The 21,025-nt window shown below is 59.4% G+C and carries 17 protein-coding genes; 10 read left to right on the plus strand and 7 right to left on the minus strand.

Annotated elements, in window-relative coordinates; genetic code table 11:
* The first annotated feature begins 25 nt into the window (after positions 1–25).
* Positions 26–454 carry a VOC family protein gene (locus J0X15_RS08525; protein ID WP_206939704.1) on the plus strand — a complete coding sequence of 143 codons (429 nt, stop codon included), beginning with the start codon at positions 26–28 and terminating at the stop codon, positions 452–454.
* 148 nt (positions 455–602) lie between these two features.
* Entirely contained in the window at positions 603–1,265 is a 663-nt protein-coding gene (locus J0X15_RS08530) for a haloacid dehalogenase type II (protein WP_206939706.1), read from the plus strand.
* Between the two features lie 567 nt (positions 1,266–1,832).
* Here J0X15_RS08530 and scpA read toward each other — a convergent pair.
* Entirely contained in the window at positions 1,833–3,992 is a 2,160-nt protein-coding gene (gene scpA, locus J0X15_RS08535; protein ID WP_206939710.1) for a methylmalonyl-CoA mutase, read from the minus strand.
* The gene (locus J0X15_RS08540; RefSeq protein WP_206939712.1) at positions 3,989–5,869 is read right to left on the minus strand and encodes a methylmalonyl-CoA mutase family protein; all 1,881 of its coding nucleotides are present in this window, start codon (positions 5,867–5,869) and stop codon (positions 3,989–3,991) included. The genes scpA and J0X15_RS08540 overlap by 4 nt, the downstream gene beginning before the upstream one ends.
* Before the next feature lie 1,037 nt (positions 5,870–6,906).
* Here J0X15_RS08540 and J0X15_RS08545 point away from each other — a divergent pair.
* Positions 6,907–7,608, plus strand: a complete 702-nt coding sequence (locus tag J0X15_RS08545; RefSeq protein WP_206939714.1) for a helix-turn-helix transcriptional regulator — start codon at positions 6,907–6,909, stop codon at positions 7,606–7,608.
* Positions 7,609–7,867: 259 nt separating this feature from the next.
* Here J0X15_RS08545 and J0X15_RS08550 read toward each other — a convergent pair whose 3' ends face one another.
* Complete coding sequence (locus J0X15_RS08550) at positions 7,868–8,260, minus strand: DUF2267 domain-containing protein (RefSeq protein ID WP_206939715.1); 393 nt, start codon at positions 8,258–8,260, stop codon at positions 7,868–7,870.
* A 247-nt stretch (positions 8,261–8,507) separates the two neighbouring features.
* Between J0X15_RS08550 and J0X15_RS08555 the strand changes: the two genes are divergently transcribed.
* From J0X15_RS08555 to J0X15_RS08570, 4 genes are all read left to right on the plus strand, one after another.
* Positions 8,508–10,076 carry a helicase HerA-like domain-containing protein gene (locus tag J0X15_RS08555; protein WP_206939716.1) on the plus strand — a complete coding sequence of 523 codons (1,569 nt, stop codon included), beginning with the start codon at positions 8,508–8,510 and terminating at the stop codon, positions 10,074–10,076.
* Between the two features lie 221 nt (positions 10,077–10,297).
* Positions 10,298–11,686: a dipeptidase gene (locus J0X15_RS08560; protein ID WP_206939717.1), complete on the plus strand. Its 1,389-nt coding sequence runs from the start codon at positions 10,298–10,300 to the stop codon at positions 11,684–11,686.
* Between the two features lie 130 nt (positions 11,687–11,816).
* Positions 11,817–12,398, plus strand: a complete 582-nt coding sequence (locus J0X15_RS08565; protein ID WP_206939718.1) for an LOG family protein — start codon at positions 11,817–11,819, stop codon at positions 12,396–12,398.
* A 207-nt stretch (positions 12,399–12,605) separates the two neighbouring features.
* The gene (locus J0X15_RS08570) at positions 12,606–13,211 is read left to right on the plus strand and encodes a DUF1131 family protein (RefSeq protein WP_206939719.1); all 606 of its coding nucleotides are present in this window, start codon (positions 12,606–12,608) and stop codon (positions 13,209–13,211) included.
* A 42-nt stretch (positions 13,212–13,253) separates the two neighbouring features.
* Here the strand turns inward: J0X15_RS08570 and J0X15_RS08575 are convergent, their stop codons facing one another.
* Complete coding sequence (locus J0X15_RS08575) at positions 13,254–14,315, minus strand: phytanoyl-CoA dioxygenase family protein (RefSeq protein ID WP_209015189.1); 1,062 nt, start codon at positions 14,313–14,315, stop codon at positions 13,254–13,256.
* 117 nt (positions 14,316–14,432) lie between these two features.
* Here J0X15_RS08575 and meaB point away from each other — a divergent pair, with 117 nt between their 5' ends.
* From meaB to J0X15_RS08590, 3 genes are read left to right on the plus strand one after another with little or no spacing between them, the layout of a single operon-like run.
* Positions 14,433–15,467 (plus strand): methylmalonyl Co-A mutase-associated GTPase MeaB, encoded by a 1,035-nt coding sequence (gene meaB, locus J0X15_RS08580; RefSeq protein ID WP_206939720.1) that lies wholly within the window; start codon positions 14,433–14,435, stop codon positions 15,465–15,467.
* Positions 15,468–15,510: 43 nt separating this feature from the next.
* The gene (locus J0X15_RS08585) at positions 15,511–16,107 is read left to right on the plus strand and encodes a pyroglutamyl-peptidase I family protein (RefSeq protein WP_209015190.1); all 597 of its coding nucleotides are present in this window, start codon (positions 15,511–15,513) and stop codon (positions 16,105–16,107) included.
* A gap of 45 nt (positions 16,108–16,152) precedes the next feature.
* Entirely contained in the window at positions 16,153–17,568 is a 1,416-nt protein-coding gene (locus tag J0X15_RS08590; protein WP_206939721.1) for a TIGR03808 family TAT-translocated repetitive protein, read from the plus strand.
* A gap of 8 nt (positions 17,569–17,576) precedes the next feature.
* Here J0X15_RS08590 and J0X15_RS08595 read toward each other — a convergent pair whose 3' ends face one another.
* From J0X15_RS08595 to J0X15_RS08605, 3 genes are all read right to left on the minus strand, one after another.
* Positions 17,577–18,377, minus strand: coding sequence for a dimethylarginine dimethylaminohydrolase family protein (locus J0X15_RS08595; protein ID WP_206939722.1), 801 nt, complete (start codon positions 18,375–18,377; stop codon positions 17,577–17,579).
* 35 nt (positions 18,378–18,412) lie between these two features.
* A complete protein-coding gene (locus tag J0X15_RS08600) occupies positions 18,413–19,444 on the minus strand; it encodes an asparaginase (RefSeq protein ID WP_206939724.1) in 1,032 nt (343 codons plus the stop codon).
* Positions 19,445–19,666: 222 nt separating this feature from the next.
* Positions 19,667–20,860: an aminotransferase gene (locus J0X15_RS08605; RefSeq protein WP_206939725.1), complete on the minus strand. Its 1,194-nt coding sequence runs from the start codon at positions 20,858–20,860 to the stop codon at positions 19,667–19,669.
* Positions 20,861–21,025: the final 165 nt, after the last annotated feature.

Genomic DNA, 21,025 nt, shown 5'->3' on the forward strand with positions numbered 1-21,025 from the left:
ACACCACACCCTATGCGGAGACCTCATGGAGCAGAGACTTAGCTTGATCACCCTGCTGGTGGACGATGTAGACGAAGCGCGAAAGTTCTTCGTCGACGGTCTTGGCTGGACCTGTGCAGAGGGATCGGAAACCGAGATCGCCTTCTTCCAGATCGGCAGCATGGCGCTGGCCTGTTATGCGCGCAGTGCGCTAGAGGCAGAGCTAGGCAGTCCCGTGGAAAAAGGCCCGCCCGGCAATATCGCCATCGCGTGGAATGGTCGTTCCCCGGCAGAGGTGGATACGGCCTGCCAACTGGCGGTGGCTGCGGGTGCGAGAGTGCTCAAGGCGCCACATGAAACCCATTGGGGCGGCTATTCCTGCTATCTTGAAATCCTCGGCGGCCACATGCTGGAGCTGGCACATAACCCATTCTGGCCCATCGCCAAGGACGGCTCAGTTTCTCTTTCGGGCTAGGCACGCCCATTGTAGCCGAACCGGTGCGACGCCCCGTCACGCCAAGCCCTTGTGTATCAGATCAGCCTACGGTCTGCCCTGCCCTTGACGCCGCCCGGCGACTTAGGTCTTCTGAATAGCAAGCATCCCTTATCACCGGAGACATCTCATGGCCTATGCCGCTTATGTGTTCGACGCCTATGGCACCTTGTTCGACGTACATGCCGCGGTTCGAAAGCATGCGGAGAAGATTGGCCCGGAAGCCGACCGGTTCTCGACTCTGTGGCGCGCCAAGCAGCTTGAGTATTCCTGGGTTCGCGCCCTGATGAACCGCTATCAGGATTTTTGGGTTCTGACTGAACAGGCCCTCGACACCTGCTTTGAACTGATACCCTCTGTCGACAAGAGTCTGCGCGCCGATCTGCTTGACGCCTATTGGAAGCTCGACTGCTACGCCGAGGTGCCGCAGGTTCTGACAGCTCTGAAGGCCTCCGGTGCCAAGCTCGCAATCTTGTCGAACGGCTCACCTGCCATGTTGGAGGCTGCCGCAAAGGCCGCCGGCATCACCGATCTGCTGGACGAGATCTTTTCCGTCGACACACTGCGCACCTACAAGACCGACGAGCGCGTCTATGAAATGGCGACGACGCACTTCCGCATCTACCCGGAGGCCGTCTCCTTCCAGTCTTCCAACCGCTGGGACATAGCCGGTGCCACCGCCTTCGGCTTCCGCACAGTCTGGATGAACCGCTACAACATGCCGGACGAATACCCGGACCTGTCCCCGGCTGCGGTACTTGCTGACCTGAACGGACTGACCGCGCTGGTCTGAGTAGTCTAGCCGGATAGCTTCGGTTACAGGGACCTGGTTCCTCGGGTCAAGCTCGAGGATGACGGTGACTTGGGCTGAGTTTTTCAACCGAACCAACCTATCGCTCTGCCTCACCTGACCACAGACCTCCACTCCCCACCTGCGTCATTCTCGGGCTTGACCCGGGAATCCAAGCCGAACCGCTGCCACAGGGAAAGGCTCCCCGAATACAACCGCTACGGCATACATGCCATGGTCGCGCCATGGCATGACGGAGAGAGGTGGCGGGTGTCGCGCGTTGTGAAGGCGCCTCCCCACCACCGCTGTCCCGGACTTGATCCGGGACCTTAGCCCCCACAGGTGACCCCGGATCAGCTTCAGGGCAGCGGCGCCGCGGGTGTGGCAGTGAGATATTCCCCCACCGAGCTCGCCTCTCCACAGCCGTCATTCTCGGGCTTGACCCGAGGATCCATGCCGTTCCCTCGCTACTCGGAAAGGCTCCCCGAGACGACTTGCAACGGCATGGATGCCATGGTCGGGCCATGGCATGACGGAGAGAGGTTGGTTGAGCGGTCAGTGAAGCCCCTGCTAATCCGCCGACGGTAGATAGCCCAGCGCGGCGTTGAGTTTGGCGAGGAGATCGATTGCGGCTTCGGCAATGACTGTGCCGGGAGGAAAGATGGCGACAGCGCCGGAGCGATAAAGCGCATCATAGTCCTGCGGCGGAACAACACCGCCGACGACGATCAAAATGTCCTCGCGGCCTTCTTCGGCCAGAGCTGCCTTCAGGGCTGGCACCAGGGTCAGATGCCCGGCGGCAAGCGATGAGACGCCAACGACATGAACGTCGTTTTCCACGGCCTGACGGGCGGCTTCTTCCGGCGTCTGGAACAGCGGGCCGATGTCGACGTCGAAACCGAGATCGGCAAAGGCCGAGGCGATGACCTTCTGGCCGCGATCGTGCCCATCCTGTCCCATCTTCGCGATGAGGATACGTGGCCGCCGACCGTCGTTGTTCTCAAAGGCCTCAACCAGCTTCTGAACCTTTTCAAGGGTTCCGGACATGGCGCCCGCCTCTCGCTTGTAAACACCGGAAATCGACTTGATCTCGGCCTTATGGCGACCGAAGACCTTTTCCATTGCCAGAGAGATCTCACCGACAGTGGCCTTGGCACGTGCCGCTTTGACTGCGAGATCGAGCAGGTTTCCATCACTTGTCTTGGCACATATCGTCAAGGCATCGAGGGCGGCCTGACAGTCTGCTTCGTTTCGCTCTGCACGAAGCCGCTGCAACTTGTCGATCTGACTGGCGCGAACCTGATCATTGTCGACCTTCAGAACGTCGATCGGCTCTTCCATATCCGGCTTGTACTTGTTGACGCCGACGACCGTCTGGACACCACTGTCGATCCGCGCCTGGGTCTTGGCGGCGGCCTCTTCGATGCGCAGCTTCGGAATGCCTTTTTCGATGGCCTTGGCCATTCCGCCAAGTTCTTCAACTTCCCGGATATGGGCCATCGCCTTTTCCGCCAGATCGTGGGTCAGCTTCTCCACCATGAACGACCCGCCCCAAATATCGATGGGCGCGGTGGTGCCGCTTTCGGCCTGCAGGAAAAGCTGGGTGTTGCGGGCAATGCGGGCAGAAAAGTCCGTCGGCAGGGCCAGCGCCTCATCCAGTGCATTGGTGTGCAGCGATTGCGTATGACCTTGCGTAGCCGCCATCGCCTCCACGCAGGTGCGCACGACGTTGTTGAAGACGTCCTGAGCGGTCAGCGACCAGCCTGAGGTCTGCGAGTGGGTGCGCAGGGACAGCGACTTGGGGTTCTTGGGCGAGAAGTTTTCCGCCATCAGCTGAGACCAGATCAGACGCGCAGCGCGCAGCTTGGCGACTTCCATAAAGAAGTTCATGCCGATGGCCCAGAAGAAGGACAGTCGTGGCGCAAAGCTGTCGATGTCCATGCCGGCCGCAACACCAGAGCGGGCGTATTCAATGCCATCGGCGATGGTATAGGCCAGTTCCAGATCCGCCGTCGCTCCGGCCTCCTGCATGTGGTAGCCGGAGATGGAAATGGAATTGAAGCGCGGCATATTGGACGATGTATAGGCGAAGATGTCGGAGATGATCTTCATCGACGCCGCAGGCGGGTAAATATACGTGTTACGGACCATGAACTCCTTCAGAATGTCATTCTGAATGGTTCCCGACAGGTCCTTCTGGTCTACACCTTGCTCTTCCGCGGCGACAATAAACAAAGCCAGCACGGGCAGCACCGCGCCGTTCATGGTCATTGACACACTCATCTTGTCCAACGGAATGCCGGAGAACAGCGTGCGCATGTCATAAATCGAGTCAATGGCCACACCGGCCATGCCGACATCCCCTGAAACGCGCGGATGGTCGCTGTCATAGCCCCGGTGGGTGGCCAGATCGAAAGCGACTGAAAGGCCCTTCTGCCCGGCAGCCAGATTGCGCCGATAAAAGGCGTTCGACGCCTCAGCCGTCGAAAAGCCGGCATACTGGCGCACGGTCCAAGGCTGCTGCACATACATGGTCGGATAGGGCCCACGCACAAACGGTGGTAGGCCGGGGTAGGTTTCCAATGTGTCGATACCAGCCAGATCGCTCTCGCGGGTGACCGGTGCAACAAGAATGCCCTCCGGTGTTTCCCAGGGGTCGACGCCCTCGGCTGTTGCCGGGCTCAACACATCCTCATAAGCAACTTGCGTGAAATCAGGGATACGGCTCATCGTGCGGTCTCCTCAGTTGCTGCGGCTACCCCGAGGCGGATGTGCGCCTCCTGCAGGAGGCTCAACAAGTCACAACCCGCATAGAGCGCAGTGTCAAGACCAGCTGCTCGCAACTCGGTTTCCGCTGCACCGGGACGACCTGCCATATAGAGATATGTGCAGCCTGCGTCTCTGAGAGCCCTGAGAACCTCTTCCCCCTGCTCTTTATAAAGAGCGTCCGGGCCGATAAGACAAGCAAGCCTGGCACCAGAGTAAGTGTAGGCCTCTACCAGTGCTTTAAGGTCCGGCGCCTCGTCAGCCTCGCTGGTGCGCAGGCCACCGGCAGCAAAGGCATTGGCTGCGAACGTTGCACGAGCTGAAAATCCGGCAGGACGTCCAAGTGGCGCCAGAAAGACATGCGGTGCGTCGCCTACGGCTGCATCGGCCGCATCGCGCAAGCTCTCGAACGGCGCAGACAAGCGCGAGAACGGCAGATCGGAGATCTCCGGCGCCGGTGCCTGAACCTGAACGGGCGCTTCAGTCAGATTGGGAAACGTGCTGACGCCAGTCAGAGGCAGCGACAGATTGCCGAGCTTGGCACGCCGTGCATCCGAGGTTTGCGACAAGAGCTTCGAGAGCATGCCTGTTTCCGCAGCATTCGGCACACCACCCTTGGCTTCCACCGCCTGCAAAACCTTCCAGGCAGCATCGACACAGGCGCGGGTTATGGACTCCAAAGCACCGGAGCCTGCCGCCGGATCACTGACCTGCGCCAGATGGCCTTCTTCCATCAAGATGGACTGTGTGTTCCTCGCCAGCCGTCGGGCCAATCTGTCAGGCAGGCCCAGCGCCTGGGTGTGCGGCAGGACCGTCAGACTGTTCGCACCTCCGACGGCAGCCGAAAAGCAGGCGACGGTGTTGCGAAGCATGTTTACCGCTGGGTCGCGGCGGGTGAGCATACGCCAGGACGTTTCCATATGCAGCTTGAGCGGCGACTGAGGTACGCCACAGACCTCCAGAATGCGCGCAAAGATCATGCGGGCCGCCCGAGCCTTGGCAATCGTCGCCTGCTGGTCCGCATCGGCAACCAATGTGACAGACACAGCCTGCGCCCAATCGCTTTGGGACAGACCGGCCCGCTCAAATGCGCGGAACATCTCCAGGCAACTGGCAAAGGCCAGCCCGAGCTCCTGCCCTTGAGTGGCGCCCTGATCATGCCATATCCGTCCATCGGCACAGACGACGGGCCAAGAGACGCCTGCTGCTTCCCGTTCCGTCAGCAACGCGGCGATGCTGTCATGCGTATCCGCGCCTGTCTGCAAAGCGAGCGTCGCGTCTCCCACAGGATCACAAGCCAGGACCACGGAGAGTGCTCTCGGGTCGTATCCTTTGTCCCGAGCGACCGCTGCGAGGTTCTGCAAGGCTTGCGAAGGCGGTGTGGACGACGCCATGCCAAGTTCCAGACGCAGGGTGATAATATCAAGCAGCACGCCATCAAAGGCTGATGTGAGTGTGTCTATCGTGGCATCCGGCAGACCGAAGCCGCGCGGATCGAGGGGATTGGCAATCACCAGGCTCACCCCCGAAGCACCGCCTTGCAAATCTTCCACGGCCTGTAGCGCAGCTGCACCGGGCGTTTCCAGATCGATGCGACTGGAGACGTGCCACGCCGTGCGAGCCGGCCGCAACTCGCGCGGGCGCGCCGCAGCTTCCCGCTTGAACAACGGCGCGATCAGCGCACCATCTTCAGTCTTGCGGGTCAGAGTTTCACGCGCCGCGCCTTTGAGAGCTTTGTCGACTTGTTCCAGCCAAAGCTCTTCACTGACCGTTCCGGTTTGAGTTTCAGGCACGTTCGAGACATCTCCCTTGATGCGTCCTGCGACGTCGGTCCCTTGCATCTCGTCCTCCCAGACCCGGTTTATGCTGGGGGACGAAGCACACCATGCCGTCCACGCCTTGCGATCGATTGTGCCGGAGCTGTCGCGAGAACAGCCCCTCAGATGACAGAGTTTTAGTCCCTCCACGGCCAGACGCGCAACTCAACAGATCGACTATAGCCGCATGAATCGCCAATTCCAGGGCGAGGACGCCTGACCAGAAACACACGCAAAAAGTGCATCCGAATCGAGAGCGGCGCCCCCTTCCCCCAGAGGAGTTATGCCGCGCATCTGGCGTCCTATGTAAAGTCATGAGCAAGTCAGAGAAATTACCAAGTGGATGTCATTCACCACGCACAGGATACATTTCGCAGATTTTCTCACGAATCATGCGTGGTCCTGGCAAAGCCAAATCGCCTTAAATGCGTGAAATCCGTGATATTTTAGGCAATTCGCAGGGGTAGAACTGCTTAGCTGGCGACCCTCATGGCACTTTGGACAAGCGAAAAGAAACCTTTTGGCAATATTCAGACAACAATTTGGCGCCTTACGCTAAGTTTCGCCTCAATCTCCCATGGAGCTGCCGAAAATTCTAATGTAACTTGTACAAGCTGCCGCATAGGCAAGTTGGATTCTGAGATGGAAATATAAACAATGGCTGTGTTGGGTTCCACTCTCAGGAGCAAGCTTTTGCAACTTGGCGTTCCAGCTGCAGCACGATAGCGGGTCCTAAGCAAACTCCGGGAGGGATTTCGGGGAACATGCCTAGACCCGCTGGCGAAACTTCCAGGAGGCTGGTCCGATTTTACAATCGGCTCATAATTCTGGCGAACCGAGAGGCAGGAAAATAACAGTCGCGAGAGACAAAACAAATTTGTCCCGTGACGCCAAGACAAACCGACGGGATATAAAATCTTTCAAAATCCCGCTGGACAGACTGCCTCCCATCGGCAGCCGGCAAGTGAATTAGTAAAACTAAGGCTTCGCCGGACTTTAAAAAAAGGACCAATCCCAGCCCCAAAAAAGACGGGAAGGTCCGCAAAAAATGGATGTGCACAATGCTTGATCATACCGAATTGAAGAACAAACTTCGCGCTATCTCGGATGCAAATGCCGCTCATCACGTGTTGGATATACTTGAATCCAACCTGCGACGGATGGGGGCAACCCACATTCTTGTTACGGGTCTTCCGATGCCAAATCGGCCGATTGACAATCTCGTTCACCGTTTCCGCTGGCCTGACCAACGCAATGACGGGATCGAGAGCACTTCCCTTTCCGCCAATGACAGCGCCCTGATGCTCGGACTGGCGTCCAACCGCGCCCGCCTCTGGACGATTACTGATGGCGACGCTCAGCATTCGGAGATACTGGCTGCAGCCGGTGCCGGTTCAGAAATGGTCATAGTTCCAGTGACGGAACTGCATCCCTTCCAGGCTTTTGTCTATGCAGCGGGCCCTTCTCTCCAGGCTGGCAACCTGGAACTCTCCGGACTTGAAGCCCTTTCTGCAGGCGTTTTTGCAAGACTGCGCGAACTGGGCATTATTTCCGGACAACGCCCTGGCGCCCTCTCCACCCGCGAACGGCGTGTTCTGGAGCTCACCGCCTTTGGCAAGACTGCCGGCGAGATTGCTGAGGTTCTCGACATTTCCCAGCGCACTGTCCACGCCCACCTGCAGAATGCAAGTGTAAAGCTGAATGCTTCCAACAAGACTCACACGGTCGTGGAAGCCCTCAGATACGGTCAAATTCGGGTCTAGATCTCTATCACCCAATAAACGACCTGTGAATGCGGAGTTGAGCCACCCCTGGCAAAGGGGGACCTCAACTCCGTTTTCTTGTGTGCCACAGGTCGCGAGCTGTCAGTGGGCGGATTGACCGCGCCTCGTTCCCGGATGCCTGCGGTCAAATCCCAAGGCAATTTCTCCCTGCCCCCATACCAATGCCGCCCCATGCTGCCTTTTTGCGGACAGCACAAACGTGAAGGCTTATACAGGGGTGAGCGACCTGTCTTCAGGCTTAGATGATCTGCTTGAGAACCGGAATCGAGGCAATCACTTCATTGATCGTGTCGTCCCCGACCTTTTCCCTTGCCACTTCAATCAGCTCGCGAGCGACCTTCTGCACTTCGCCCATATCGAGACCTGCAGAACTCAATTCGCCCAGTACAGCCATTGCTCCCATGCCAGGGACCATGCCGGACAAACCGCCAAGCAGGCCGCCGCCACCGGTCTTTTCCCCGGCATAGTCGTTGACGGCCTTCTCTGCACCCGGAAGAGCGGCAAAAACCTCTTGCATCCGCTCCTGTGGCGCTTCCTTATTAAGAAAATTGAGGATGATCGTCACGGCCTGCCTGGCCGTTTCCACGTTGACGCCGGTGGCCACGATAATGCGCTGAATGAGTTCGTCCATCTTGATCTCCTGTCCGGCAATCCGCATCGCCGTTTGGTGGGAATGCTTGTCTCCTGGCGCAGGCCAGGGCCCTGCCAGACCGGTTGGGAGGAGGCTAGCAGGATGGAAACAAGAAACACTTGTTGGGTGAGCCTATAGACGGTTTTGCCCGGATCTGTCCACGGCCAGCCTCGCCGGGGCCGAGGGGATTAACGAGGCCTATCGACCGCCACAAGGCGGCATTTCGAGACGGAGAGAACAAACCGCAATGACTGGGCAAGACACTACGGGAACGGTTTATATCGGCCACAGCGAGCTGAGCAGCAGCGACGAAGCACTGACCTTGCGACTGGCGAACCGCCACGGGCTGATCACCGGCGCGACCGGCACGGGCAAGACAGTGTCTCTGCAAATTCTGGCTGAAGGCTTTTCAGCCGCTGGCGTTCCCGTCTTCTGCTCCGACATCAAGGGCGATCTGTCCGGTCTGGGCATTGCCGGCACACCAAAAGACTTTCTCACCGCCCGTGCGGAGAAAATCGGCTTTGCCGATGACTACCGGATGGAAGCCTTTCCCGTCATCTTCTGGGACCTGTTTAGCGAGCAAGGCCATCCGGTGCGGACCACTGTCTCCGAGATCGGCCCACTTCTGCTGGCCCGGCTGCTGGATCTGAACGAGACCCAAGAAGGCGTCCTGACCATTGTGTTCCAGTTGGCCGATGATGAGGGGCTGCTGCTGCTCGACCTCAAGGACCTGCGCGCCATGCTGACTCTCGTTGGCGAGCGCGCATCCGAGCTTTCCAAGACCTATGGCAATGTTTCGCCCGCCTCTGTCGGCGCCATCCAGCGCCGCCTGCTGGTTCTGGAACGCCAGGGCGCCACGCACTTCTTTGGTGAGCCAGCCCTCGATATCCGCGATTTCATGCGCAAAGCACATGACGGGCGGGGCATGATCAATATTTTGGCAGCAGACAAGCTGATGATGGCGCCGCAGCTCTACTCCATCTTCCTGCTGTGGATGCTGTCGGAACTGTTCGAGGAATTGCCGGAAATCGGCGACCCGGACAAGCCGCAGCTGGTGTTCTTCTTCGACGAAGCACATCTGCTGTTCAAAGATGCGCCGAAGGCCTTGCTGGAACGTATCGAGCAAGTTGTGCGGCTGATCCGGTCAAAAGGCGTCGGCGTCTATTTCGTCACCCAGAACCCGGCAGATGTTCCGGAGACCGTCCTCTCGCAGCTCGGCAACCGCATTCAGCATGCCTTGCGCGCCTTTACGCCTCGAGATCAACGAGCTGTACGCGCAGCTGCCGAAACTTTCCGTCCCAACCCGGATCTGGACACAGAACAGGTGATTACCGAGCTTGGCGTCGGGGAAGCTCTGGTCTCGACGCTGGAAGGCAAAGGCGTTCCGTCCATGGTGCAGCGAACCCTGATCCGGCCGCCGTCATCGCGGCTCGGGCCGGCGACGGAAAGCGAACGCCGACACCTCATTCAGACCAGCCCGGCGTTTGGTCTGTATGAGCGGACACGCGACCGGACTTCGGCTTTCGAAATTCTCGCAGAGCGAAGCGCCGAAAAGCTTCGACTGGAGGAAGCTCAGCAGGAACGTGAAGAAAAAGCCAAATCAAACCGCACGCGCTCCGGTTTTGAGTTGCCGGAATTCGGGTCATCAGGCCGGAAGACGACCCGCAAGTCCTCGGTTCCGACCACCCGGAAGCGTTCGTCACGCACGGACAGCGCCCTGGACACAGGGATGAAAGCGATTGCGCGCACGCTGGGAAGCTCTCTTGGAAAAGCGCTTGTCCGCGGCATTCTGGGCTCGATCAAACGCGGTTTCTAACGCGTCCCCTGCCGATCTGAATGTCGCGGTGAGCCTGAGGCCACCGCGACGCTGACCTTTTGTGCCATTGCCGTTCAAGGCTGGAGAGCCGAGAAGTCATCACGCGCATTCCCAAACCCATTCTTGTTTTGAATTTGCGCTTTGGGATCGGATATGAACAATGAGGGCACCCAATGGGGCCTGCAGCCCTGACCTGCCGAGCAAAAAATCAAGGACACCCGATGAGCACCATCGACAAGGTTCTGGCCCGGATCGACACCGATCTTGACCAGTCGCTGGACCGCCTGTTCGATCTACTGAAGATCAAGAGCATTTCCACGGATCCTGCCTTCAAGGCCGACTGCGCCCAAGCCGCCGACTGGCTGGCCAAAGAGCTGACCTCCATCGGCATTGAGGCCAGCGTTCGTGAAACCACCGGTCATTCGATGGTTGTCGGCCACCGCAAGTCCGGCAAGCCCGGCCCGCATGTACTTTTCTATGGTCACTATGACGTCCAACCGGTCGACCCGCTGGAACTGTGGAAGGACGATCCTTTTGCGCCGTCGATCCAGACCAAGGAAGATGGCACCAAGGTGATCGTCGCCCGCGGGTCCGCCGATGACAAAGGCCAGCTGATGACCTTCGTCGAAGCTGCCCGCGCCTTCATCGCAGAAACCGGCGATCTGCCGATTGACGTCAGTGTGCTTTTTGAAGGTGAGGAAGAAAGCGGCTCGCCGTCCCTGCATCCGTTCCTGATTGCCAACAAGGACGAACTCGCCTGCGACATAGCCCTGGTCTGCGACACCGGCATGTGGGACGCCAAAACCCCGGCAATTTCGGTCATGCTGCGGGGCATGGTCGGCGATGAAGTCATCGTCAAGGCCGCCAATCGCGATCTGCACTCCGGTTTTTATGGCGGCGCGGCGCAGAACCCGAACCACATCGTGGCCTCGATCATTGCCGGTCTGCATGACGAGAATGGCCGCATTACCTTGCCGGGCTTTTATGACGGCGTCATAGAAATGCCGGAAGACGTGACGGCGATGTGGGAAAAGCTCGGCTTTTCAGAAGAGGCTTTCCTCGGCGAAATCGGGCTGAAGCACATGCGCGGCGAAAAGGGCCGTCAGGCGCTGGAGCACGTCTGGACACGGCCGACCTGCGAAGTGAACGGCATGTGGGGCGGCTATCAGGGAGCTGGCACCAAGACAGTGATCCCGGCTGAGGCCCATGCCAAGTTCACCTTTCGTTTGGTCGGCGATCAGGATCCGGAAAAGATCCAGGATGCGTTCCGCGCCTATGTCCGTTCCAAGATCCCGGCCGACTGTTCCGTCGAGTTTCTTGCCAAGGAGGGCTCCCCGGCCCTGCGTCTGGACTTCGACAGCCCGGCTCTGCAAAAGGGCAAGAAGGCCCTCACAGACGAATGGGGAACACCTGCAGCCCTTATCGGCTGCGGTGGCTCCATTCCGATTGTCGGCGACTTCAAACGCATGCTTGGCATGGACAGCCTGCTGATCGGCTTCGGACTGGAGGATGATGCAATCCACAGCCCGAACGAGAAGTACAACCTCACCAGCTTCCACAAGGGCATTCGCTCCTGGGCTCGCGTGCTGGACCAGCTGGCCAAAGACTAATTGGTGCAAACGATTAACAGACGCCTCCCGATCTCCGGGGGGCGTCTTTGCTTCAGCTCGGCATTTGCCCCGCCTGTCCGATCCGCACATGCTTTGCCATCGTTCCATTTATCCCGTGAAAGGCCTCCCCATGAAATCGGTTTGCATTTTCTGCGGATCCAGCTTCGGAACCGACCCAGCCTATGAGGCAGCGGCCAAAGCCACAGCCAAAGCACTGGTCGATGCTGGACTGACTGTCGTTTATGGCGGCGCCAAGGTCGGGCTGATGGGCGTCGTAGCCGATACGGCGTTGGCCGCAGGCGGTAAGGTGATCGGCGTGATGCCGGACGCCCTGAAAGAAAAAGAAATTCACCACCAGGGGCTAAGCGAATTGTATGTGGTGAAAAGCATGCATGAGCGAAAAGCACTGATGGCCGAAAAGTCCGATGGCTTCATTGCACTGCCGGGCGGAGCAGGCACTTTGGAAGAGCTGTTTGAGATCTGGACCTGGGGCCAGCTCGGGTTTCATGCCAAGCCTCTTGGCTTCCTGAATGTGAACGGTTTCTACGACGGACTTCTGAGATTTCTCGATCATGCCACGGGCCAGGGCTTCATGAAGCCTGATATGCGGCAGATCGCCCAGGCGGCCAGCACGCCCGAAGAGCTGCTGCGGCTGTTCGCCAGCTACAAACCACCTGAGACGGCCAAGTGGATTTCCAAATCGGAAACCTGAGCCGCACAGAGCGGTCAGGCTGAGCAGGAACTTCAAGCTCGCGATTATTTGTAGTTCGCCACGACCTTGATGCCGCAGGGTTAGGAAAACTCTTCTGTCGACAATTGCTTGAGCCCCATTTGCAGGCAACTCCCGGCGGTGGTATCAGCACCGCTGCGATTGCTTTGCTGCGTCGACCCACATCTGTCTTTGGAGTTCATCATTTCCATGGGAATGCCGCTTTTCGGCCTGAAATTCGCATCTTTTGCCTTAGCCGCAAGTCTTCTGGCTGCGTGCTCCCCCACCATGGACTACCAGGGCGATGGCCCTGGACCGATTGAACAAACGTCCTCAGTCACCCTGATCCAGATCACCAACGATAGTGTGGGGGGCATTACGCCTGAGACCCGCTACAGCGCGAAGGCAATCGAGGCCGCCTTGCCCGGTTTCACGACCGAGGGCGTTCAGACGGCCGTGGAGAACACGACTGAATGGGCAACTGCTGTCTTCAACTCCGACGGCTTCCAGGTCCTGCAGGTGTTCAAGGACAGTGATGGCAGCGTGCGCGAAGTGCATGGCGTCACCCACCATCTGGCCGGACCTAACGGCGAGCGCATTGGCCGCAGCTTTTATAACCTCGGCCTCAATCGTCGAGATTGCCGGGTGGGGCGTTCGCTCTGGCGCGGCATGGCCATCTGCAAGGCGAAGAATGCGCCGAACGTCAAACTGGTGCTGGCCATTCCTGGCTATGACGGCCCGTTTGACCAGTTGCCGCCGGACATCGCTCTGCAGGACTCGCTTCTGCAGCGCATCCTCTGGCAGCCCAAGGGCTAAGCCCCTCGACCGCCAGCGAACAGAGTTTTTCCCGAATTCAGGTCAGATATGCGCTTCCGAGCGCAATTTGACGTCACCGACATCGCGCCAGATGGTCGGTTTCTTCATGTGTTTTTCCTGAAAATCGGACACGCCCAGGAAAAGGTTCATCTCGCGCTCGCGGATCAACGGCAGGCTGACCGGATCCAGCCCGGTCCACGGCAGGAATGGGTTGCGACGGTGATGCCAGTGGATTTCGGCGCGCGTCGTCGGGCGTTCACTCGGGGTACGGCCGTGGAAAGCATGAGTGTCGGCGACAATCAGCGTGTTGCCCGGCACCGCCATACGCACAGGCTGAGACAGGCCCAAACGGTCCAGTTCTTCGGCCTGAATGCGGAAAGACCCCGACGCATGATGCGAGCGATTGTCGGCGCTGGCTGAAAGGGAGTTCTCATATTCCCATTCCAGCCGCTCCGGCGTCATCTTGTGCGAACCGGGAACGAAACAGAAGGGGCCATCTTCCTCGCCAACGTCCTGCAGAAACAGCCAGGCTTTGGCGGTGGCGTGGAATGTGTCGGAGTGGACATCCGTCTGCGGATCCTTCGGGCCTTTGTTTGGCTCGGCGATAACTGTCTGCATGAAACAATGCGGCTGACCGCCCTGAGATGCTGCATAGCGGATCATGCCCTTGGCCAGCGGACTGCGGGCGGCAGAAGCAATGCCCGGATTGGCATTCAGCACCTCCGGTGGCAACGGCGTCATCCGTGTCACCGTCTGGCCCTGTCGCATTTCACGGGCGGCAAAAGTCTTCTCCGCAGTCTCCATCAGAAGCTTTTCGTAAATCTCGGCAGGCAGAAAGTTTTCCACCACCATGTAGCCGTTCTGATCAAAGAACGCGCGATGCTCGTCCGGAACAACCCTCGCCAACCGACTCCGACGAGAGTTCGCCATGGCTTCTGCGATCTCCACCCGTTTGCGGTGCAGACCTAGTTTATTCAACCGCTCCGACCCGATGATCGGGTTTTTCATATAGGATTTCTCTGCTCCAACGACCCCCATAAGCCAGAACGGAGCATTCAAATAAGACAGGGCCTTCATGATGGTAAAATCCATTTTCGCTGACATATTGCCCCCAAGGTAACATGTCCGCAGCGGGCGCCAAGCATTCTCCATGTCAAAAGTGCCATGCCCAGCAACCAATGCCCCGTGACAAGCTTCTCTCAGATCGGGTAAGCGTTGAGAATGACGGATTCCTCTAAAACCAACCCAGATCAGGTCAAGGCTCCCGCCTTAGCGCGTCGTCTGCCGGATATCGCAGAGCTTGCAGCCGGTATCCGCCGTGGTGAGCGTGCGGTTCTGGCGCGGGCCATTACCCTGGTGGAATCCAAGAAGCCCGAACACCGCGCCCTTGCACGGCAGTTGATTCAGGAGATTCTGCCCGACAGCGGCGGTGCCCACCGCATCGGCATCACCGGAGTGCCCGGTGTCGGCAAGTCGACGACAATCGACACGTTCGGCTCCAATCTGACCGCCATGGGTCACAAGGTCGCCGTTCTGGCTGTCGATCCCTCCTCCACCCGGACCGGTGGATCGATCCTCGGCGACAAGACCCGCATGGCGCAACTCGCCATCGACCGCAACGCATTCATTCGTCCCTCCCCCTCAGCCGGAACACTTGGAGGCGTCGCAGCCAAGACTCGTGAAACCATGCTTCTGTGTGAAGCAGCAGGCTTTGATGTGATCCTGGTGGAGACCGTCGGCATCGGCCAGTCGGAGACAACCGTCGCCGACATGGTCGATTTCTTTCTGGTGTTGATGTTGCCGGGCGCTGGCGATGAACTGCAGGGCATCAAGAAAGGCGTTCTGGAAATCGCCGACATGATTGCGGTCAACAAGGCCGACGGCGAAGGCGCCTTACGCGCCAGCTCCGCTGCCTCCAACTATCGTGCTGCCCTGCATATCCTGACACCGCGACAGATGGAGTGGTCGCCACCTGTCATCACTATTTCCGGTCTGGCCAATGAGGGGCTGGATACACTGTGGCAGCAAATCCGCCTGCACCGCGACAAGTTGAGCGCCACTGGCGCCTTTCAGGCCCGCCGCTCAGAACAACAGGTCGCGTGGATGTGGGATCTGGTCAAACTACGGCTGAATGAGGCACTGACTGCAACACCAGCGCGTGCCAACCAACTTCAGGCGCTGGAAAATTCCGTCCGGCACGGCGACACTGCTGCTTCTGTCGCAGTGGAGGAAATCGCCGCTCTGCTCGGCCTCTAACCATCCCCCATTCTTCCCGCTTTCTCAGCATATCGAGGCTGCCTTGGAAAAATCAGTTCTGGTCACCGGCTTCTCCCCCTTTCCCGGCATGCCGGTCAATCCGACTGCGCTGCTGATCGAGCGGTTGAAGCATCGCCTTCCGCACTATCGGCAGAGCGTAACATTTCGCTACGAGCGTCTGCCGACCACCTGGGCAGGACGGGAGGACGTGACCGCGCCGCTGCGCCATAAAGTCAAACCCGACGCCATCGTTCACTTTGGCGTTGATGGATCACGCCCCCAGATCAACATCGAAACACGGGCGGTCAACCGTGCAACCTGCCTGAAGCCAGATGCTGCCGGTGCCATGCCAGTCAGCCCAAAGCTGGACGCAGAGGGACCGGACGAGCGGTTTTCCACCCTCGCCGCCCTGCCGCTAAGGAACGCGATGCGCGCCACTGGCGTCCCTGCCGACCTGTCGCGCGATGCCGGGGCCTATCTGTGCAACGCCACGCTGTGGGACAGCATCGGCAGTGGCATTCCGACAATCTTCGTCCATGTGCCTTCGATCAGCCATGGCAAGCGGGATCCACGGCTGTGCCTGGCAAGCCTGGAAGAGGCTGGAATTGCCTTGTTGCGAGATCTTGCGCGTCGGCTCTGACTCTGCCCTGCCCAACCACGGCACATGGCTTGCAGATATCCTGGCATGAGCCAGAAAACCGACCTAATCCGCCGTTCTGACGACGTTACCCGTCCCGATTTGAGCCGTCGGCTGTTTCTTGCCGGAACAGCCGGGACGCTGGCGTTCCTTTCCGGCACAGGCCCCGCCTCTGCTGCCATTCAGGTGGCGGATCTGCGCGGTTCCATTGATGCGCCGGATCTCGGGCTTCTGCCAGACCAGCATGCGGATCAATCATCGGCCTTTCAGCACGCCCTGAACACAGCCGTCGAAAATGGCCGCGCCCTGTTTCTGCCCGGCGGCAATTATCCGGTCTCCAACATCCGCTTTCCATCCGGCACGCTGATCGTCGGCGTACCCGGTCGCACCCGACTGGTCTACCAGGGAGGGGGCGGACTTCTGGCCAGCACTCAGGACACCTCTCACATCAGCCTGTCCGGTGTTGTCTTCGACGGCGCGAACCGGAGTCTGGGAGAGCATACGGAAGGCCTGCTGGATTTCGTCAATGTCACCGATCTGCGGCTGGAAGATTGCATCATCAGCGGCTCGACCAAGACAGCCATCGTCGTCACGCGCTGTTCCGGTGAAATTCGCGGCTGTCAGATTTCCGGCGCCGCGGAGGCAGGCATCTGGTCGAATGAAGCGAAAGGCCTAAGCCTGACCGACAACACCGTGCAGGACTGCGCTGCGGGTGGCATCTGGATCCATCGCTGGAGCGTCGGCGAAGACGGAACAATCGTCTCCGGCAACCGCATCGAGCGCATCGCCTCACGCCACGGCGGTACCGGCCAATGGGGCAATGGCATTAACGTTTTCCGCGCTGGTGGTGTGGTGATTTCGGGCAACCGGATCGCCGACTGCGCTTTTTCCGCCATTCGCTCCAACTCCGGCTCCAATGTGCAGATCATCGGCAATTCCTGTCTGCGCTCAGGTGAGGCTGCGATCTACTCGGAGTTCGAATTCGAAGGCGCGGTGATTTCCAACAACATCGTCGATGGCGCGACCACCGGCATTTCTGTCGCCAACTTCATGCAGGGCGGTCGCATGGCCGTGGTGTCGGGAAACCTGATCCGCAACCTGAGCGACATCGGACCTTATCCGGCTGAAGTTGCGGGCTTCGGCATCGGCATCTCCGTAGAAGCCGACACGACGGTTACCGGGAATGTGATCGAAGGCGCGCCGCAATACGGCATGCTGCTGGGTTGGGGGCCCTACCTGCGCAACGTGGCAGTTTCGCAGAATGTCCTGAAGGATTGCCGCACAGGGATCGCGGTTACCGTGGTCGAGGACGCCGGCAGCGCCTCGATCCAGGGGAACATCATTCAGGGCTCCAAGGATCTGGCAATCGCCGGGTACCGCTGGACAGACCAGGTCACGGTAGACCTGAGCCAGTCCAACGATTGGGAGCATTTGCTGATTGCCGGAAACATCGTTCGCGACTAAGGCACGTCTCAGCCCAGATTGAAGCGCAGGGACAGGCAGGACAGTCCGCCATCGACCTTGCGCGGCTCGCTGACCGGCATAAGGCGTGTCTTGAACCCGGCAGCTTCGATATTCGCCAGGGTCTGCGGATAGTCTTCAGGCACCAGAACCACATCATTCACGCGGATCACGTTGGCGCAATAATCTTCACCATCGGCCACCGGCACAACCACGCGGCTGCCGAAAAACCCGCTGTCAATCATCGGCTTGGTTGCCAGAATGACGTCGTCGCCAAGGGTTGAGCAAGCCGTCTTGAAATGCAACACACCTTCCGGCGTCTCGGCCACACGCGGGGTGTAGCCCCACTCTCGCAGCAGTTTAGCAAATGCTTCCGCCCCTTCCCTATCGGTGCGGGCCGACAGGCCGATGAGGATCTCGTCGTCGAGCGTCAGGACGTCTCCACCATCCACATGACCCTTGCCCGGAATTTCCAGAACCGTGTCGTAGCGCGCTGCAAGAGCGGAGCGGATCTGAGCCGGTTCGTCGATCCGGGTGGCATGGCCGGGGCGCAACAGGATTGCCCCTTCCGGCAGACAGAAGGCCGGATCCTCAACGAAACAGCTATCAGGAAAGTCTTCCAGCGCTGGCAACACATCGACGGTCATGCCGACGGCTTCAAGCGCGCCAACATAGACCGCATGTTGTACCCGGAACTCGTAAGGGTCTGGATTGCCAGTATCGACTGCACGCAAACCGCGGGCAATGCTGTCGGCAGGCGTGCGGGTAATGGCGTGGCTGAATTGCCAGGAAAGACCGGGATGTTGCGGCATGGGCAGGCTCTCTGGATGCAGTATCGGGCTTCGGATCAGGACAGCTGTTCGTGCAGCGCGGTAACGAATTCTGCAGTCGGGCGGATCTCGCCAGCCACCACATCGCGCCGGGTCTTGATCGGCGGATTGGTGTAGCGCTGCAGCACGTCGAACTGAGCTTCATTGCGATCCGGCAACAAAACTTCCAGCACAGCGCCCATCATCGCTTCAGATGCGCGGGTTGCGCCGTCTTCGGCCTTCAGCGCAATACCCAATTCCAACTCTGGGATGGAAGCACAGAAGACGCCCTCGGCGCCAGTCTTGACGAAAACCCGGCCCTCAAAAGCGCTCATGACATCGGTGCAAAAGCGGTCAGATCCCGCCACCATGAAAGGCTCGCTGACGCAGGCTTCAAACAGCCGGTCACAGGCCGCCAGACGATCTTCGTCCAGCCCTTCGCCTGTACCGAAGACGGCGAACGCCCGTGCCCAGCCTTTCAGCGGAACCGCATATGTCGGGATGGAACAGCCATCGATGCCGCAGACATCCTGAGTGACTTCCTCACAGGTAAAAGCCTCGATGACGGTCTTGATTTCCTGCTGAACCGGATGGCTGGCATCGACATAGCCCTTGGTCTGCACACCAAGGGTTCTGGCCAGCCCGAGAAAAGCCGCATGCTTGCCGGAGCAATTGTTGTGCAGGCCGGTCGGCGTCTCGTCGGCGCGCACCAGCTCGGCAATGTCTTCGACGCGGCTCGGCCACTGAGTGCCGCACTCAAGGTCGTCCTCGGTCAGACCAGCCTTCATCAGCATGATGCGGGCAGTCTTGACGTGAACGTTCTCGCCGTTGTGCGAGGCACAGGCCAGCGCCAGTTCGGCATCATCGAAGTCGAGCGCATCGGCCGCGCCGCTTTCCACTAGCGGAAGCGCTTGCAAAACCTTGATGGCTGAGCGCGGAAAGACCCGTGTGGTCGTGTCGCCGATGGCGCAGATTTCCTTGCCAGCAGATGTCACCACCGAAAGAAAGCCGTGATGGCGGCTTTCGACAAGATCGCCGCGTGAAACTTCAACCGTGATGGGGTTGGACATGAGGTGTCCCTTGTTTTCGACATGGCCGGGTCATCCCGGGATACGCTCAGGATACACCCGGGCAACTTGGCGCCATTTAGAGAGGTAAAAGTATAGGCAGGCAAGGCTGCAGGCGATTTTTCCTGAGGCTTTTTGGCACGCTTACGCTGGCTGGCCGGTCCCGGAGGGCTGATTGCCACGCGCGCTTCCAGGCAGGCCTGCGTGCAAGCTCGTCACACGGGATCAGCTGGCACCAGCCCCTGTTGCTGCTCCCTGGCGTGGCCGCAACCAAACGGCAAGCCGCGCGATGGCCTCTTCCAGCACATGATCCTGCTTGCAGAAGCAGAAGCGGATGTAGTCGACCGGAGCATCGCCACCATAAAATGCTGATACGGGCACAGTCGCGACGCCCGCTTCCTTCACCAGACGCTGGCAGACCTCGACGTCTGTTTCCCCCAATCCCATGCCGGAAATATCGACTGTGAGGAAATAGGTGGCGTCGCAGGGCAGCACGTTGAAGCCCAGATCCTTCAGGCCATTGGCCATTCGGTCGCGCTTTGACTGCAGGTCAGCCGACAGCCAGTGGTAATAGCTGTCATCCTTGCCCAGCCCGAAGGCGACTGCGCGCTGCAGGTTCGGTGGTGTGGTAAAGGTCACGAACTGGTGCGCCTTGGCCACCGGCTCGATCAGGTTGGCCGCGCCGGTGATGTAGCCGACCTTCCAGCCAGTGAGTGAGAATGTCTTGCCTGCGGACCCAATCCGCAGGGTTCGGTTTTCCATGCCCGGATAGCTCATCAACGGACGATGCTTGCCGCCTTCAAACACCAGATGCTCATAGACTTCGTCACAAATGGCGTAGACATCATGCTGGACACACAGGCGGGCCAGCTCGGTCAGCTCTTCATCCGTGAAGACCTTGGCCGCCGGGTTCATCGGATTGTTCAGCAAAACGGCCTTGGTTTTCGGCGAGAAGGCCGCAGCCAGCGCATCCAGGTCCAGCGCCCATTCCGGCGGTGTGACACGCAAGCGCACGGGCACGCCCCCGGCACGCTGTACCATCGGCAGATAACAATCATATAGCGGCTCGATCAGGAGGACCTCGTCGCCCGGCTCGACCAGCGCAAAAATGCAATCTGCCAAAGCTTCTGTCGCGCCGGAGGTGATGATCACCTGCGACTGCCAATCGACATCCAGCCCGTAGAAGCGCTTGTTGGCTTTGGCCACAGCCTGACGCAACGCCGGAACGCCGAGCATCGGCGGATATTGATTGGGGCCGTCAATCAGGCCGCGCGCTGCTTCCTGACGGATATCCTCAGGGCCATCCACATCCGGAAACCCCTGTCCCAGGTTCACCGCGTCATGCGCCATGGCCAGGCGGGACATCGTCTCGAAAATCGTGGTCTCCAGACCGGTGAAAACGGGATTGGTCGGTTTCAAGGAAAGGCTCCAGCAGGCGAATATGGCCGAACGGCGCAGTGGGCAGGATGTTTTCCGACTTCTAGCCGGGATACCGCGAGGCGTCGAGAGGGGGAATGAGGAGGAGCTACAGATGCTGCTTGTCCGAGCAATCATCGCCGTCGGTACCTTTCCTTTCAGCAAAAA

The organism is Roseibium limicola (assembly GCF_017313085.1).
GTDB lineage: Bacteria > Pseudomonadota > Alphaproteobacteria > Rhizobiales > Stappiaceae > Roseibium > Roseibium limicola.